The following is a 14,641-nucleotide window of genomic DNA, read 5'->3' as shown; positions in this document are numbered from 1 at the left end:
TTAAGGGAGGCTTAACGGCCTTGGATGCGCTGCCTGAGTCGGGAGGCAGGCCCTATTTTCGAAGGGCGCTGCCGTTATGCGCCGGTGCTCAGTCGAGATCCCATAGCCGATGCGCGTCGAGCATCAGGCGGTAGCGCAGTTCGAGGGCATCGAGCTGGAGCAGGCGGGCCGAGAGCTGGGCTTCATTGGCCAGTCGCCGGGCGGTCAGCAAGTCGCTCAGGCTGCCTTCGCCCAACTGGTAGGCCCGTGCCGTCATGTCGGCGGCCCGAGTCAGCCGTTCGGCGGCCTGGCGCCCGGCTTGCCAGCCGGGTACGGCGGCTTGTGCCGCCTGGACCAGGGCGACCGCTTCGGCCACGATCTTCTGGCTGCTGGCGGCCTCCCGGCGTCCGGCCACCTCGGCCTGGGCCAGCGCCGCATCGCTGCTGGCCCGGCGGGCGGCGCCGGAGAGGGGGATGCTGACATAGGCGCCGACCACGCGCTCCTCGCCGGCGCGTTCCCGCGAAACATGCAGGCCGACGGTCGGGTCCGGCAGCCGCTCCCGGCTGCTGCGCCCGGCCATGATCTGGGCGCGCTGCGCCTCCTGGCGGGCCAGCCGGTATTCGTGGCTTTGCTCAAGGAGCGCGTTGATCCATTCCTCGTCGCTGCCGGGAATCGCCGTCGGCTCGCTCAGGCCGGCCGGGGCAACGACCGGCAGGCCGGGAAAGCGGCGCCGCAGGTCTTCGGCGGCGGTCTGCTGGCGAATGCGGGCCTGGACGCGCTGCGCCTCGGCCTGCGCCAGGGCGGCCTCGCTCAGGATGGCTTCGATGCGGGCGGCATCGCCGAGTTGCTGGCGGCGGCTGACCGATTTACCCTGCTTTTCGAGCAAGGCCACCTGTTCATCCCATTGCGCGGCGGCAGCGCTTTCCTTCAGCCAGCTGAACCAGGCTTTGAGCAGCATCCGGCTGGATTCGTGCAAGGCATCACCGTAAGCGGTTTCGGCCAACGACACGCCGGCGGCACCGAGTTCGGCGTCGATGCCTGCCTTGCCGGGCAGCCGGAAGGGGCGTTCGAGCGCCGCATTCCATTCATTGAAGCGTTCATTGCCGGCGGCTGCCGGATTGACGCGGCGCTGCTGGGTACCCAGGCGGACCGACCATTCGTAGGCGCCGGCTTCGAGCCGCGTACGATTGGCTTCCTCGACGCGAATCTGGCTGGCTGCGGCTTGGACGCCCGGATTGCCGCGCAGGACGCGGGCGACGATCTCGGTGGGCGGCAGGTCGGGCGGCGGCTCGGCACACAGGGCGGTGCCACCGATGCCCGCCAAGAGGAGCAGGGTGAAGGGTTTCACAGTCGCCCCGCCTCGATGACCGGTGTTATCCAGAAAAAAACGTTGGCTTGCGGCAGTTCGCGTTTGATCAAGGCCAGCACATCGCGCTTGGTGGCCTCGGGGCCGACGGTGCGGATGATGGTGCGCGGTGCGTGGCCGGCGACCAGTTCGGCGTCCTCGACCAGGGGAACGGCAGTGCCGTGGCCGTTGGCGACATGCGTGGTGAAGCCGGGGACGAGGTCGGGGCGGGAGAGGAGCAGGTCTTCGACATGCCGGGCCACATCGTTGGGCATGATCAGGGTGAGCAGGACATCAGCCATGGGATTTCTCGTTCAGGGCTGCCCCCCGTTCGATGCCGAAGCGGCGGAACAGGATGGGCAGCAGAATCAGGGTGAGGGCGGTCGAGGTGACCAGGCCGCCGATGACGACGATGGCCAGCGGGCGCTGGACTTCTGACCCCGGGCCGCTGGCGAAGAGCATGGGGACCAGGCCGAAGGCGGCGATGCTGGCCGTCATCATCACCGGGCGCAGACGGCGTTTGGCCCCTTCGGCAACGACCTCGGCGACACTCATGCCACGGGCCAGCAACTGGTTGAAGTAGGTCACCATCACCACGCCGTTGAGCACCGCGATGCCGAGCAGGGCGATGAAGCCGACGGAGGCCGGAACCGACAGGTATTCACCGGCGATGAGCAGCCCGAAAATTCCGCCGATCATGGCGAACGGAATGTTGGAAAGAACCAGCAGCGCCTGGCGCACCGAACGGAAGGTCGAAAAGAGCAGGAAGAAAATCAGCAGCAGGGCGATGGGTACCACGATCATCAGGCGGGCGGCCGCCCGTTGCTGGTTCTCGAACTGGCCGCCCCAGGCCAGGCGGTAGCCCTTGGGCAGGTCGACCTCGCGCGCGACGGCGGCCCGCGCATCGTCGACAAAGCCGACCAGGTCGCGGTCGCGGACGTTGGATTGGACGACGACATAGCGTTGGGCATTCTCGCGGTCCACCTTGACCGGGCCGTCGACGCGCTGGATGCGTGCCACGTCGGTCAGCGGCACGCTGCCGCCTGCGGGCAGCGACAGGCGCAGGGCCTCGAAGTCGGCTGGCGAGCCGCGCAGGCTGGCCGGGCCGCGCAGGACGACCGGCGTGCGCCGTCCCTGCTCGATCACGGTGCCGACCCTTCGGCCTTCGAGCAGGGACTTCAGGTCGTTCTGGACATCGTCGACATTGAGCCCGAGACGGCCGGCGGCCAGGCGGTCGACGGCGATCTTCAGGTATTGCACGCCGTCGTTCTTCAGCGTGAACGTATCTTCGGCGCCGCGCACCTTTTTTAGCGTCGTTTCGACCTCGTGGGCCAGGCGGTTCAGGGTCGCCAGGTCGGGGCCGAATATCTTGACCGCCAGGTCGCCGCGCACGCCGGTCAGCATTTCGGAAACCCGCATGTCGATGGGCTGGGTGAAGGCATAGCCGATTCCCGGGAAATCGGCCATCACCGCGCGCAGTTGATCGGCCAGCCAGGCCGGATCGGATTGGCGCCAGGTGTCGCGCGGTTGCAGCACCATGAAGGTGTCGGTCTGGTTGAGGCCCATCGGGTCAAGCCCCAGCTCGTCCGAACCGGCCCGGGCGACAATGGCCTTCACTTCCGGCACCTGCTTCAGGATGGCCTGTTGAACGGCGGTATCGATGGCGACGGTCTGCTCGAGGCCGATCGACGGCAGCTTTTCCAGCTGCATGATCAGGTCGCCCTCGTCCATGGTCGGCATGAAGCTCTTGCCCAGCCAGCCGAAGGCGCCGGCCGCCGCCGCCAGGGCGAGCAAGGCGGCGACGATGTAGGGGCGGCTGTGGGAGAGCGCCGAGGTCAGAATGCGATCGTAGGCCGCCGACATCCGGCGCACCAGCCAGGGCTCGTGATGCACGCCGCGCCGGATCAACGCCGCGGCCAGCACCGGGACGACCGTCAGCGACAGCAGCAGCGACGAGGCAAGGGCAAAGACGATGGTCAGCGCGACCGGCCCGAACATCTTGCCTTCCAGCCCTTGCAGCGTGAGCAGCGGCAGGAAGACGAGGATGATGATGACGATGCCCGAGGCCACCGGCGTGGCGACCTCGCGGGCGGCGCGGAAGATCAGGTGCAGCGTCGGAAGGTTGTCCTGGCCTTCGGCAAGCTGGTTCTCGACGTTCTCGACGACGACCACGGCGGCATCGACCAGCATGCCGATGGCGATGGCCAGGCCGCCCAGGCTCATCAGGTTGGCCGACAGCCCGAACAGGCGCATCAGGATGAAAGTGGCCAGCGCCGACAAGGGCAGCATCAGGGCGACGACCAGGGCGGCGCGCAGGTTGCCGAGGAAGGCGAGCAGCAGCAGCACGACAAGGACGATGGCTTCAAGCAGGGCCTTGGAGACGGTACCGACGGCCCGGTCGACCAGGTTGCTGCGGTCGTAGAATGGCACGACGGTGACGCCGGTCGGCAGGCTGGGGGCGATCTCGGCCAGCCGGGCCTTGACGCCTTCGACGACCGATTGGGCGTTGGCGCCGCGCAAGCCGAGAACCAGACCCTGCACCGCTTCCCCGCGTCCGCTCTGGGAAACCGCGCCGTAGCGGGTGAGGGCGCCGAAGCGTACCTCGGCGACGTCGCCGATGCGGACGACGAGACCATTGCGTACCTGCAGCACGATGGCGCGCACATCGTCGAGGTTGCGGATGGCCCCTTCGGCGCGGACGAGCAGCGATTCCTCGCCGTCGTTCAGGCGCCCGGCCCCGTCGTTGCGGTTGTTGGTCTCGAGGACGCTCTGCAAATCCTTCAGCGACAGGCCGCGCGCGGCGAGCAGCCGGGGATTGGGCACCACCTCGAAGGTCCGCACCTCGCCGCCCAGGCTGTTGACGTCCGCCACGCCGGGAATGGTGCGCAACTGCGGGCGAATCACCCAGTCGAGCAAGACGCGCTTGTCGGCCAGCGGCAAGTCGCCCTCGATGGTGAACATGAACATCTCGCCGAGCGGCGTGGTGATCGGCGCCATGCCGCCGCTAACGCCCGGCGGCAGGTTGTCCATGGCCGCCGCCAGGCGCTCGCCGACCTGCTGGCGCGCCCAGTAGATGTCGGTGCCATCGGCGAAGTCGATGGTGATGTCCGTCAGCGCGTACTTGGAAACGGAGCGCAGCAGGCGTTGGCGCGGGATGCCCAGCATTTCCTGCTCGACCGGCACGGCAATGCGCGTCTCGACCTCTTCGGGCGTCATGCCGGGGGCCTTGAGGATGATCTTGACCTGGGTGGTCGATACGTCGGGAAAGGCGTCGATGGGCAGCCCGAGAAAGGCCTCGATCCCGGCGCCGATGAGCAGCCCGGTGAGGACCAGAACGAGCAGGCGCTGGGTCAGCGAAAAGCGGATCAGGGCAGCCAGCATTATTCTTTCCCGACGCCGGTCAGCATGGCTTTGAGCGCGGAAACGCCTTTGACGGCCACCCGTTCGTCGGCCTTGACGCCCTCGACGGCGGCTGTCTCGCCACCCTGGCTGATGACGCGCAAGGCACGCGCTTCGAAACGGGCGCCCTTGTCGTCGCTGGCGACTTGCACGAAGGCGAAGGTCTTGCCGTCGTGGCGGAAGAGGGCGGCGGCGGGCAGGCGCTCGCCAGCGCTGCCGGCGGCGGTCAATTCCACCTCGATGACCTGCCCCGGGGTCAGCGTTTCCGCTCCCTTGCCGACGCTGGCCCGCAGCAACACGGTTTGGCTTGCGCTGTCGACCGCGCGGCCGATTGCGATCAGCTTGCCGCTGACCCCCGAGTTGCTCAGCTTGACCGGCATCCCTTCGCGCAAACCTGCTGCCAGGCCGAGCGGTGCCTGGATTTCGAGCCACAGCGGCGACAGCCGGGCGATACGGTAGATCGGGGCGGACGCTTCGACGCGCTGCCCCAGTTGCGCGCTCTGTTCGAGCACGAAGCCGTCGATCGGCGCGACCAGCGACAAAGGCCCGCCCAGCTTGCCCGGTGCGATGCCGGCCAGGGCCAGGCCCTGCTTGCGTTCGCTGGCTTGCGCCCCGGCCTGGGCGGCGGCGGCACGGGTAGCCTGGAGCCGCGATTCGGCGATCAGCCCCTCGGCAAACAGTTGTTCATCGCGTTTCAGGCTCTGCTGCAGCAAGGCCGACTGACTGCCGGCCTGCAAGGCATCGCGCTGCAATTCCAGCGCCTGCGGGCTGGCCAGGCGGGCCACCACCTGGCCGCGTTTGACGCTGCTGCCCGGGGCGACGGCGAGCCATTCGATCATGCCGCCAACCGGTGCGGCGACGACACGCATCTGCTCGTTGGGGACGACGACGCGGGCCGGCAAGCCGCCCGGTCGGCCGTCGTCGGCATGGCCGACCGCTTGCGTGGCGATGCCGAGCGCCTTCAATTGGGCGGTCTGCAGGGTCAGCGTTTCGGCGAGGGTGACGGCCGGGCAGGAGAGAGCCAGGATCAGGCAATATGGGGTAAGTCGGGCGCGCATGACAGGTTCCGGAGTGAGTCGGAAGCGAGTCTAACGGTGCTGGATTAAGGCTCCCTTAAGGCGCCGAGCGGTCGTCAGTCGGCGTCTGGAATCCCGGACCGCCGAGGGAGCACCCAGCGGGCCATCAGCAGCGCGGCGAGCAGGGCGCAAGCGCCGGAAAAGGCGAACGCCAGCCAACTGGCCACGCCCTGCCACAGCCAGCCGAAGACCAGCGAGGCCGGCAGCAGCATGATGCCGGCGGTCAGGTTGAACCAGCCGAAGGCCGTTCCCCGCTGCTCGCTCGGTGCCAGGTCGGCGACCAGGGCTTTTTCGACGCCCTCGGTGGCGGCCATGAACAGGCCGTAGAAACCGAACAGCGCGAATAGCCAGAGGCCATCCGTCGCCATGCTGCCGAGTGCGATATAGAAAATGCCGTAGGCCAGATAGCCGCCGACCAGCAGGCGGCGGCGTCCGAAGCGGTCGGAAAGCGCCGACAGCGGCGTGGAAAAAATGGTGGCGACAGCCGAAATGGCAGCCCACAGCAAGGGAATCTGGGCTTCGCCGACACCCAGTTCGCGGGCGCGCAGGAGCAGGAACATGTTCGACGAATTGCCCAGCGTGAACAACGCAACGACGACGAGATAGCGTCGAAAAACGGGCGGCATGTCGTTCAGGCGCCAGTCGAATGGCTTGTAGGCCGCGGCTTCGTGGGCTGGTTCGCGTATTGCCGTCGCCAGCAGCAGGCAGAGGATGGCCGGTGCCAGCGACCACAGGAAGACATCGCGCAGCGCCATGCCGGTTGCCAGCAGTGCCGCCGCGACGAGCGGGCCGACGATGGCGCCGGCGTTGTCCATGGCGCGGTGCAGGCCGAAGGCGAGGCCGCGCTGCGCGGCGGGAACGCTGGCGGCGAGCAGCGCGTCGCGCGGCGACGAACGCAAGCCCTTGCCGATGCGGTCGGCAAAACGGATGCAGAGCAGGGCCGGCCAGGCGGTGACGAAGGCGATCAGCGGCCGGGCAAATCCGGCCAGGGCGTAGCCGAACACGATCCACGGCTTGGCGCGCCGCGTGCGGTCGACCACCACTCCGGAAAACAGCTTGAGCAGGCTGGCCGTCGCCTCGGCGATGCCTTCGATCAGGCCCAGCACCCGAGGCCCGGCCATCAGCACGGAAGCCAGGTAGATCGGGATGAGCGGATAGAGCATGTCGCTGGCCGCATCGTTGATCAGGCTGATCAGGCCGATGAACCAGACGGTACGGGGCAATGAGCGGAGGGTGGCGAGCATGGCGGCAGACAGCATGCCAGAAGGCGGTTGCCCTGTGTGCGGAGAAACGTTTGCCGATTGCCGTCGCGCTGTCGGGCCGGCAACGCCTTCGCGCGACTTTCATGCGATTGGCCCGGGCCAGATGATGGTTGGCAAGGCGAGCGGGTATGATGCCTCCATGATCTCCGCAAAACACCTGTCGCTGTTGTTAGCCCCGTTGTTGGCGATGCCGGCGGCGGCCTTGGCCGATGCGTCGCGGCCAGGCGCGGCGGAAGGCGTCGGCGAGGCCGGGGAGGCGTGGGCATTCAAGCTGACGCCGTCCTACTACGCCACGACCAACCAGCATTCTGCAAGCGATCTCAACCTGCGTGCCAACAGTGGGATGCATGCCCTCTGGTTGGGCCATTACCGGCGTGGCACCGAATTCGAGCAGACGCGAGCCGGCTACGAACTCACCCTCGAAACCGAATACGCCAGGCTCATTCCGTCCCTGCAACTGGCTACCCATGGCTTTGCCGGGACGGCGGTCAACCTGGAAATCGGCACGACGATCCATGCCTTGCTGGGCTATGGCCGGACCAACGCGAGGGATTACTACAACCTGAACTTCGATCCCAACGATTCGGTCGTTTACGGCGTCGGCGCGCGACCGACCGCCGGCACCAGCTTGTCGCTCTATACAGTCAAGGATAATCGTCTGCACACCGAGCAGGCGATCACGCATCTCGTCGCGCGGGCGCAGTGGGCCGACCGGCAGCGCCTGACGGTCGATCTCTTCGAAAAAAGCGGCCGTGAATCCGAAGAAGCGCCCAAGTTTTCGGGGCGTGGCATATCGATAACCTACGACCATCGCGACCTGTTCGTGCGCTTGGCCAGGGATCACAAGGTCAATTTCTCGGCGGAGAACCAGTCGCGTATCTCGGTCGGTCTGCGTTTCTGACATCGGGCAGGGCAACTCCCCGTGGTTGGCACGGTCGAATGCGCTGGAGCCATTCCGAGGGTTTGACCATGAGGTTTGAAACGAATTTTCGTCCCGGCGCGGCGCCGCCGCCGACCGACAAGGCCACGCAGGAGCAAGTGCTGTCGATTCGCCCGTGGTGCGACAAACTGTTGTCGTTCCGGACCACGCGCAGCCGGAGTTTTCGTTTCCAGCCGGGGCAATTCGTCCGGCTCGGGCTGGGGAGCGCGGCCGGGGACGTTGTCTGGCGACCTTACTCGATGGTTTCGGCCAATTACGACGAGTACCTGGAATTTTTCTCCATCCTGGTTCCCGACGGCGCATTTTCGAAGCGCTTGGCCCGGCTTGACGTAAACGACCCGATTTACGTCGAGAAAGCCACCTACGGTTATCTGACCACCAGCCGATTCGTCGGGGGGCGGGATTTGTGGCTGCTGGCCAGCGGCACCGGCCTGGCGCCATTCCTGTCCATCCTGCGCGATCCGGAGGTTTGGGCGCAATACGAAAACCTCATCCTGGCCTACAGCGTCCGCCAGGCGCGGGAGCTGGCCTATCAGGGGGAAATCGCGGCGCTGGTGAGCGACGCGCTGTTCGCCGATGAAAAGGCCTGGCTGCACTATGTTCCCATCGTGACCCGCGAGGCGGTTCCCGGTTGTCTCGGGCAGCGGCTGACCACGCTGCTGGGCGACGGATCGCTGGAAGGGCGGGTCGGTTTGTCCCTCGACCGGGAGCGCTCGCGGCTGCTTGTTTGCGGCAATCCGCAGATGCTCGACGACGTGCGCGGCATCCTGCAAACACGTGGCCTGCGCCCCGACCGCAGCCGCGAGCCGGGCAACTTCGCCAGCGAGAACTACTGGTGAATCTGTTCGATGCCTTCGAATATCCTTGCAGGCGTCAATCAGCGCATCAAGGTCGCCAAGCGTTTGCTCTACCTCGGGTTTCAGCCTGTTGCCGTTGGAAAATCAAGGGTGCCTGCACCGGTAAGGTGCGATGAGCGAAAAAAATGCCCGCACGAGGCGGGCATTAAATCCAATCCATGGAGGAGGGTTGGAGGAGACAAGTACGCATTATCCCGAAGTTTGTTGTGCGTTGCAGCAAATTATTTGTAGCAATTTGTAACGATGTGTTACCTGGCGGTCCATTTGGCAGTTTGCGTATGCAGCAACTTTGGAGAAGGGACCACCGCCAGAGGTTTAGAGCGGCAGTTCGGTCTGGATGGCCGGCAGCCGGGGGAACGCCTCGCTCAAGGGCCGCAGCGCGCTGGCCCTGACCCCCAGCAGGCGTATGCGCTGGGTCAGCGGGACGCGCTTCAGACATTCTCCCGCTGCCTTACGGATGAGTTGGCCGTCTGCCGTTGGTGTGCTGAGCGTGATGTCGCGGGTGACGGCGGCGAAATCGGCGTAGCGGAGCTTGATGCCGATGGTCCGGGCAACGTAGCCTTGGCGGGTGAGGTCGTCGGCGACGCGCAGGCAGATGCCGGTAAATATCTCGGAGAGTTCGGCGCGATCGGCCTTGGCGTGCAGGTCGCGCTGGAAGGTGCTTTCACGGCTGATCGACTTGGGCTCGCGGCTGGTTTTGATCGGGCGCTCGTCGATGCCGTGCGCGACCCGGTGCAGCCAGTTGCCCATGCTCTGGCCGAAGTGTCGAATCAGGCGTTCCGGGGGTGTCGCCGCCAGCTCGCCGATCGTTTCGATACCCATCTGCTTGAGGCGTTCATTGGCCTTGGGGCCGATACCGTTGATCTTCCGGGCGGGCAGCGGCCAGATACGACTCGGCAGGTCGGCCATGTCGAGCAAGGTGATGCCGTTGGGTTTGTCGAGATCGGAACAGATCTTGGAGAGCAGCTTGTTCGGGGTGATGCCGATCGAACAACTCAGGCCGGTAGCTTCCAGCACGGCCTGCTTGATGCGGTGCGCCAAAGGGAGGCTTGCCTCTTCGAAGTCGGTCAGATCGATATATATCTCGTCGATCCCACGGTCTTCAATGATCGGTGCAATGCTGGCCACAGCCGCCTTGAAGCGTCGGGAGTAGTCGCGGTAGGCATCGAAATTGGCCGGCAGCAGGATCGCGTCGGGGGCCAATTGGGCTGATTTCATCAAACCCATCGCGGAAAACACGCCCAAGGCCCTGGCTTCGTAGGTCGAGGTGGTGACGACGCCACGCCCGACATAGTCGCGCAAACGGGCGAAACGCCGGCTGCCGTCGGCCTGGAGGCTGGGTTGGTGAACGCTGCGGCCACCGACGATGACAGGCTGACCGCGCAATTCGGGGTAATGCAGCAGTTCGACGGAGGCGAAAAAGGCATCCATGTCGAGGTGGGCAATGCGCCGCTGCCGGGCGGGGGCCGTGTCGTTCGTCACTGAGCGCTTTCCGCAGCGGTTACGGGCGCGGGATAAGGTTCGCAAGCCATGGCTGTATTTTTATACAGTCATGGCGGGAATGCAATGGCGAGGCCGCTCAGGCGTTGCGCAAGGCCAGGTATTCGTCGATCAGGCGGGCGAGGAGGGATTCTTCGTCTTCTTCGCTCAGCCCGAGCAGTTCGGCGACCAGCTTGACCTTGCCGGGATTGACCTTGGCGCGAACTGCACCAGGCGCCGCAACCGGTGGTGCTTCATCGGGCTGCACGCTTTCGGCCCAGGGCGGGCTCGTTTCGGCCGGGGCTTGTGCTTCGGCTGTCCGGGGGGCGGCTGCTTGGGGTGCTGCAGGCGGCGCGGCCGGCTCTTCGTTCTTGCGCGGGCGGCCGGTTTCTTCGGCGAGCACGTCGGCGACGATTTTTCGGGAGACCTTTTCGCCCTCGGGCAGTTGTTCGATCTGTTCGATCAGCGACTCGGCCTTGGCTTCGTTTTTGCGGGCCAGTTTTTCAAGCTGAACGGCCGTGCTGGTGCTCGAGATCTTGCCGGAATCGAGCAAGGCGGTGACTTTTTCCGACAGGTTGGCGGCGGCCGTTGCCTGGGCCAGCCAGGTCGGTGCGCGGCCGAAATACTGGGCGGCCTCTTCCGGGCTGGCGAAGCGCTCGGCAATGCGCTGGACGGCATTGGACATTTCGCGTGGTTCGAGCGCGGAGCGGACGCCCAGGCCGATGTTCTCGAAAACGCGGACTTCCAGCGCCTCGTCGTCCGAGCAGTCGCGGACGATCACCGGCACACGGCTTTCGCCTGCCTGCAACGCCGCACGGCGCCGCCGTTCGCCGGCGATGACGACGTAGCGGTCGCCGGCCGGCCGGACGACGAGGGGGTGGATCAGGCCCAGCTTGGCCACGGCATTGGTCAGCCCCTTGAGCGTTTCTTCGTTGATGTTCTGGCGAATGTGCGTCGGATCGGCGTCGATTCGGTCGATATCGACGATCTCGAAACGGGGGGTACTGTCTTTGAAGGCCATGGTGCTTTGGGTGGTGTCGGTCGAAAGGGGGGCGCGATGTTCGTCGCTTTCGTGATTTTTATCAACCGGGAACAATCGCCGAGGGCTATTCGGGCTTTGCTTTCAGCGATTTCCTGGCGTAGATGTCGAAACGGCTGGATTTTCCCTCCAGCACATAGCTCGGCGTCGCGCCGGCGATGCAGGGCGCCTTGCGCGGCCGCTTGACGACAACGCGGTGGCTGGCCAGGGCGAGCGCGGCCTGCAGCAATTGCGGCGCATCGTCGTCGTCGCCTACCAGCGGCCGGAAGACGCGCATTTCCTTCTTGACCAGCGAGCTCTTGTCGCGATGGGGAAACATCGGGTCCAGATAGATGACTTGCGGTGCATCCTGAGGCCAGGCTTGCATCAGGGTGATGGCATTGCCGCAGAGCAGGCGCATGCGTTCGATGATCGTCGCCACCTCGGCGTCGCCCAGGGCGCGTCGCATGCCGTCGTCGAGCAGGGCAGCGATCACCGGCTGGCGTTCGATCATCGTCACGCTGCAGCCCAGTTGGGCGAGGACGAAGGCATCGCGCCCCAGCCCGGCCGTGGCGTCGAGGACGAGCGGACGGATACCGGGCTGGATGCCGACGGCCTTGGCGATCATTTGCCCGCTTCCACCGCCCTGCAGGCGTCGGTGGGCCAGCGCGCCTTCGACGAAATCGACGCGCACGGCGCCGGCCGCCCCGGGGCCGAGTTCCTGGAGCTGCAGGCCGCGCTCGCCGACCTGCAGGCTGAAAGCGGCGACGCCCTCCAGCGGCAGGCCCAATTGCGCCGCCAGGGCCTGTGCCGCCTCGGCGTGGGTGCTGTCCAGGGCCTCGACCCGAATGTCGTTCGGGATGTTTGGCGGCAAGTTGTCTGGCGGAGGCATCGGCAGTTGAGTACGGGGGAGCATGGCGGTGGACGGCGCGCATTGTAGCAGGCGCTATTTGACAGTTCCGGTCAGCAGGGCATTTCGTGCTTGCCGGCTCGCTGTCACGACAGGCGAGGGGCAAACGGGTTAAATTGGCGCTTGCCCACCATCGTGAGGAAGCCGATTTGCTGCCCAGTACCACCGAAACCATTGCCATCCGCGGCCTGCGCTATCACGTCCGGCATTGGGGGCCGGCGGATGCACCGCCGGTATTCCTGCTGCACGGTTGGATGGATTCGTCGGCGACTTTCCAATTCGTCGTCGATGCCCTGCGCCGGGAATGGCATTTGATCGCCCCAGACTGGCGTGGCTATGGGGCCAGTCAGTGGTTGGGCCGCCCCTACTGGTTTCCTGATTACTACGCTGACCTCGAGGCCTTGCTGCTGCACTATTCGCCAGACGGGCCGGCGCAGATCGTCGGCCACAGCATGGGCGCCAATATCGCGGCGACCTTTGCGGCCTTGCGCCCACAGCGGGTGGCGCGGCTGGCAATGCTCGATTTCCTGGGCCTGAAGCCCGATCCGGCCATCGATGCGCCGACCCAGCTCGGCAAATGGCTGGACGAAATCGGCCACGAGCCCCGCCTGCGGGCTTACCCAGACCATGCCGCACTGGCCCGTCGCCTGCGGTTTGCCAATCCCCGCCTGTCAGGCGAGTGGGCGGATTTCCTGGCGCAGGCGGTCAGTCGCGTCAACGCCGACGGTGCGGTCGAAATGGCCTGCGACCCCTGGCACAAGGTGGCTTCACCGACGCTCTACCGGATCGAGGACGCTATGGCCGCCTGGCGCCGGATCACGGCACCGGTGCTGATGCTGATCGCCGAGAAGGGCTTCGTGAACATGCGCTTCGGCAAGGAACCCGAGGTCTTGCAGCAACGCCTGGCGTGTTTTGCCGATTTGCGCGTGGAGACGGTTCTCGACGCCGGGCACAACCTGCAACACGACCAGCCGGAGGCGGTGGCCGGCTTGCTGGAGTCCTTCCTGCAGCGCTGAGCCGGGGTCAGTGGTAGAAGGCGTAGCCGATCAGGATGGCGCCGACCAGCCCGACCGCATCGGCAATCAGCCCGCAGGCGACGGCGTAGCGGGTGCGGGTGATGTTCACGCTGCCGAAATAGACGGCCAGCACATAGAAGGTCGTTTCCGTCGAACCCTGGATGATGGCGGCCAGCTTGCCCTGGAAGGAATCGACGCCGTAGGTCGTCATCACATCGACCATCAGGCCGCGGGCGCCGCTCCCGCTCAGGGTTTTCATCAGGCCGACCGGCAGCGCGGGGACGAAGTCGGCATTCATGCCGAGCGCGACTACCAGCGTGCGGATGCTATCGATCAGGTAATCCATGCAGCCAGTGCTGCGGAAGACCGAAATCGCCACCAGCATGGCGATCAGATAGGGAATGATCTGCACAGCGACGCCGAATCCTTCCTTGGCACCGTCAACGAAGGATTCGTAAACATCGACGCGCCGCCAGGCGGCCACCGCCACGAAGAGGACGATCAGGGAAACGATCAGGCCGCTGCCGAGCAGGCCGATCATCTGCGCCATGCGTTCCGGCGGCATGCCGTTGAGCCAGGCGTACAAGCCGCCCATCAGCGCCGCGAAGCCGGCGAAGAAGCCGAGCACCGGACGGCAGAACAGGTTGATGCGCTGCCAGACGGCAACGGCGATCAACCCGGCGCAAAACGAGACGAAGGTACCGAGCAGGGTGGGCAGGAAGATGTCGGCGGCGTTGAAGCCGACCAAGCCCTGCTTGAGCGCGATGCTCTGGCGGATGGCGATGACCGAGGTGGGAATCAGCGTGATGCCCGCCGTGTTGAGCACCAGGAACATGATCATCGGGTTGCTGGCGGTATCTTTCTGAGGATTGATTTCCTGCAGTTCGCGCATCGCCTTCAGGCCGAGCGGCGTCGCCGCGTTGTCGAGGCCGAGCATGTTGGCGCTGGCGTTCATTACGATGCTGCCGCCGGCCGGGTGTCCGGGTGGGATGTCGGGAAAGATGCGCCGGAAGAAGGGGGCCATGGCACGCCCGAAAAGCTGAATCAGGCCGCCCCGTTCGCCGATTTTCATGATCCCCAGCCACAAGCTCATCACGCCGACCAGGCCGAGGGAAATCTCGAAACCGGTGCGGGCGGTATCGAACAGGCCGGTCAGCACGCGCGTGAACACGTCGAGATCGCCCTGCAGCGTCTGCGCGACGGCTGCGGTAAAACCCAGCAGGATGAAGGCGATCCAGATTCGATTGAGCACGGTCGGCAGGGCGGCTCGGGGCGGTGGCGCGGCGAGCCGTTTCTTGAGCTGAAAGCCGGACAGTCTAGCGATGTCGCTCGCCGCTGTCATTCAGCCGGTGCGGTGGAG

At 65.8% G+C, this 14,641-nt stretch carries 12 protein-coding genes; 3 read left to right on the top strand and 9 right to left on the bottom strand.

Going from position 1 to position 14,641, the window contains the following annotated elements:
- Positions 1 to 88: 88 nt before the first annotated feature.
- The 5 genes from AB6Q56_RS09390 to AB6Q56_RS09370 all read right to left on the bottom strand — a co-directional run bounded on the left by AB6Q56_RS09390 (position 89) and on the right by AB6Q56_RS09370 (position 7,058).
- Positions 89 to 1,327 carry a TolC family protein gene (locus AB6Q56_RS09390; RefSeq protein ID WP_434516784.1) on the bottom strand — a complete coding sequence of 413 codons (1,239 nt, stop codon included), beginning with the start codon at positions 1,325 to 1,327 and terminating at the stop codon, positions 89 to 91.
- Positions 1,324 to 1,626 carry a DUF3240 family protein gene (locus AB6Q56_RS09385; RefSeq protein WP_434516783.1) on the bottom strand — a complete coding sequence of 101 codons (303 nt, stop codon included), beginning with the start codon at positions 1,624 to 1,626 and terminating at the stop codon, positions 1,324 to 1,326. Before AB6Q56_RS09385 ends, AB6Q56_RS09390 begins: the two co-directional genes overlap by 4 nt.
- Entirely contained in the window at positions 1,619 to 4,705 is a 3,087-nt protein-coding gene (locus AB6Q56_RS09380) for an efflux RND transporter permease subunit (protein ID WP_434516782.1), read from the bottom strand. Before AB6Q56_RS09380 ends, AB6Q56_RS09385 begins: the two co-directional genes overlap by 8 nt.
- On the bottom strand, positions 4,705 to 5,781 hold the full coding sequence (locus AB6Q56_RS09375; RefSeq protein ID WP_434516781.1) for an efflux RND transporter periplasmic adaptor subunit: 1,077 nt from the start codon (positions 5,779 to 5,781) through the stop codon (positions 4,705 to 4,707). Before AB6Q56_RS09375 ends, AB6Q56_RS09380 begins: the two co-directional genes overlap by 1 nt.
- A 74-nt stretch (positions 5,782 to 5,855) precedes the next feature.
- On the bottom strand, positions 5,856 to 7,058 hold the full coding sequence (locus tag AB6Q56_RS09370) for an MFS transporter (protein WP_434516780.1): 1,203 nt from the start codon (positions 7,056 to 7,058) through the stop codon (positions 5,856 to 5,858).
- 142 nt (positions 7,059 to 7,200) lie between these two features.
- Here AB6Q56_RS09370 and AB6Q56_RS09365 point away from each other — a divergent pair, with 142 nt between their 5' ends.
- Positions 7,201 to 7,962, top strand: a complete 762-nt coding sequence (locus tag AB6Q56_RS09365; RefSeq protein WP_434516779.1) for a hypothetical protein — start codon at positions 7,201 to 7,203, stop codon at positions 7,960 to 7,962.
- 68 nt (positions 7,963 to 8,030) lie between these two features.
- The gene (locus AB6Q56_RS09360) at positions 8,031 to 8,840 is read left to right on the top strand and encodes a ferredoxin--NADP reductase (protein ID WP_434516778.1); all 810 of its coding nucleotides are present in this window, start codon (positions 8,031 to 8,033) and stop codon (positions 8,838 to 8,840) included.
- Between the two features lie 333 nt (positions 8,841 to 9,173).
- Here the strand turns inward: AB6Q56_RS09360 and dinB are convergent, their stop codons facing one another.
- The 3 genes from dinB to AB6Q56_RS09345 all read right to left on the bottom strand — a co-directional run bounded on the left by dinB (position 9,174) and on the right by AB6Q56_RS09345 (position 12,271).
- The gene (gene dinB, locus AB6Q56_RS09355; protein ID WP_434516777.1) at positions 9,174 to 10,340 is read right to left on the bottom strand and encodes a DNA polymerase IV; all 1,167 of its coding nucleotides are present in this window, start codon (positions 10,338 to 10,340) and stop codon (positions 9,174 to 9,176) included.
- Positions 10,341 to 10,437: 97 nt separating this feature from the next.
- The gene (locus AB6Q56_RS09350; protein WP_434516776.1) at positions 10,438 to 11,358 is read right to left on the bottom strand and encodes a ParB/RepB/Spo0J family partition protein; all 921 of its coding nucleotides are present in this window, start codon (positions 11,356 to 11,358) and stop codon (positions 10,438 to 10,440) included.
- Positions 11,359 to 11,443: 85 nt separating this feature from the next.
- Positions 11,444 to 12,271 (bottom strand): class I SAM-dependent methyltransferase, encoded by an 828-nt coding sequence (locus AB6Q56_RS09345; protein WP_434516775.1) that lies wholly within the window; start codon positions 12,269 to 12,271, stop codon positions 11,444 to 11,446.
- A gap of 110 nt (positions 12,272 to 12,381) precedes the next feature.
- Here AB6Q56_RS09345 and AB6Q56_RS09340 point away from each other — a divergent pair, with 110 nt between their 5' ends.
- Positions 12,382 to 13,281: an alpha/beta fold hydrolase gene (locus AB6Q56_RS09340; protein ID WP_434516774.1), complete on the top strand. Its 900-nt coding sequence runs from the start codon at positions 12,382 to 12,384 to the stop codon at positions 13,279 to 13,281.
- A 7-nt stretch (positions 13,282 to 13,288) separates the two neighbouring features.
- On the opposite strand, the gene AB6Q56_RS09335 is transcribed toward AB6Q56_RS09340, so the two are convergent.
- Complete coding sequence (locus AB6Q56_RS09335; protein ID WP_434516773.1) at positions 13,289 to 14,623, bottom strand: nucleoside recognition domain-containing protein; 1,335 nt, start codon at positions 14,621 to 14,623, stop codon at positions 13,289 to 13,291.
- Positions 14,624 to 14,641 lie beyond the last annotated feature (18 nt).

Source organism: Dechloromonas sp. ARDL1 (assembly GCF_051122455.1).
Lineage (GTDB): Bacteria > Pseudomonadota > Gammaproteobacteria > Burkholderiales > Rhodocyclaceae > Azonexus.
The sequence above is the reverse complement of the archived record's forward strand: the minus strand, read 5'-3'. Positions and strand labels throughout refer to the sequence as shown.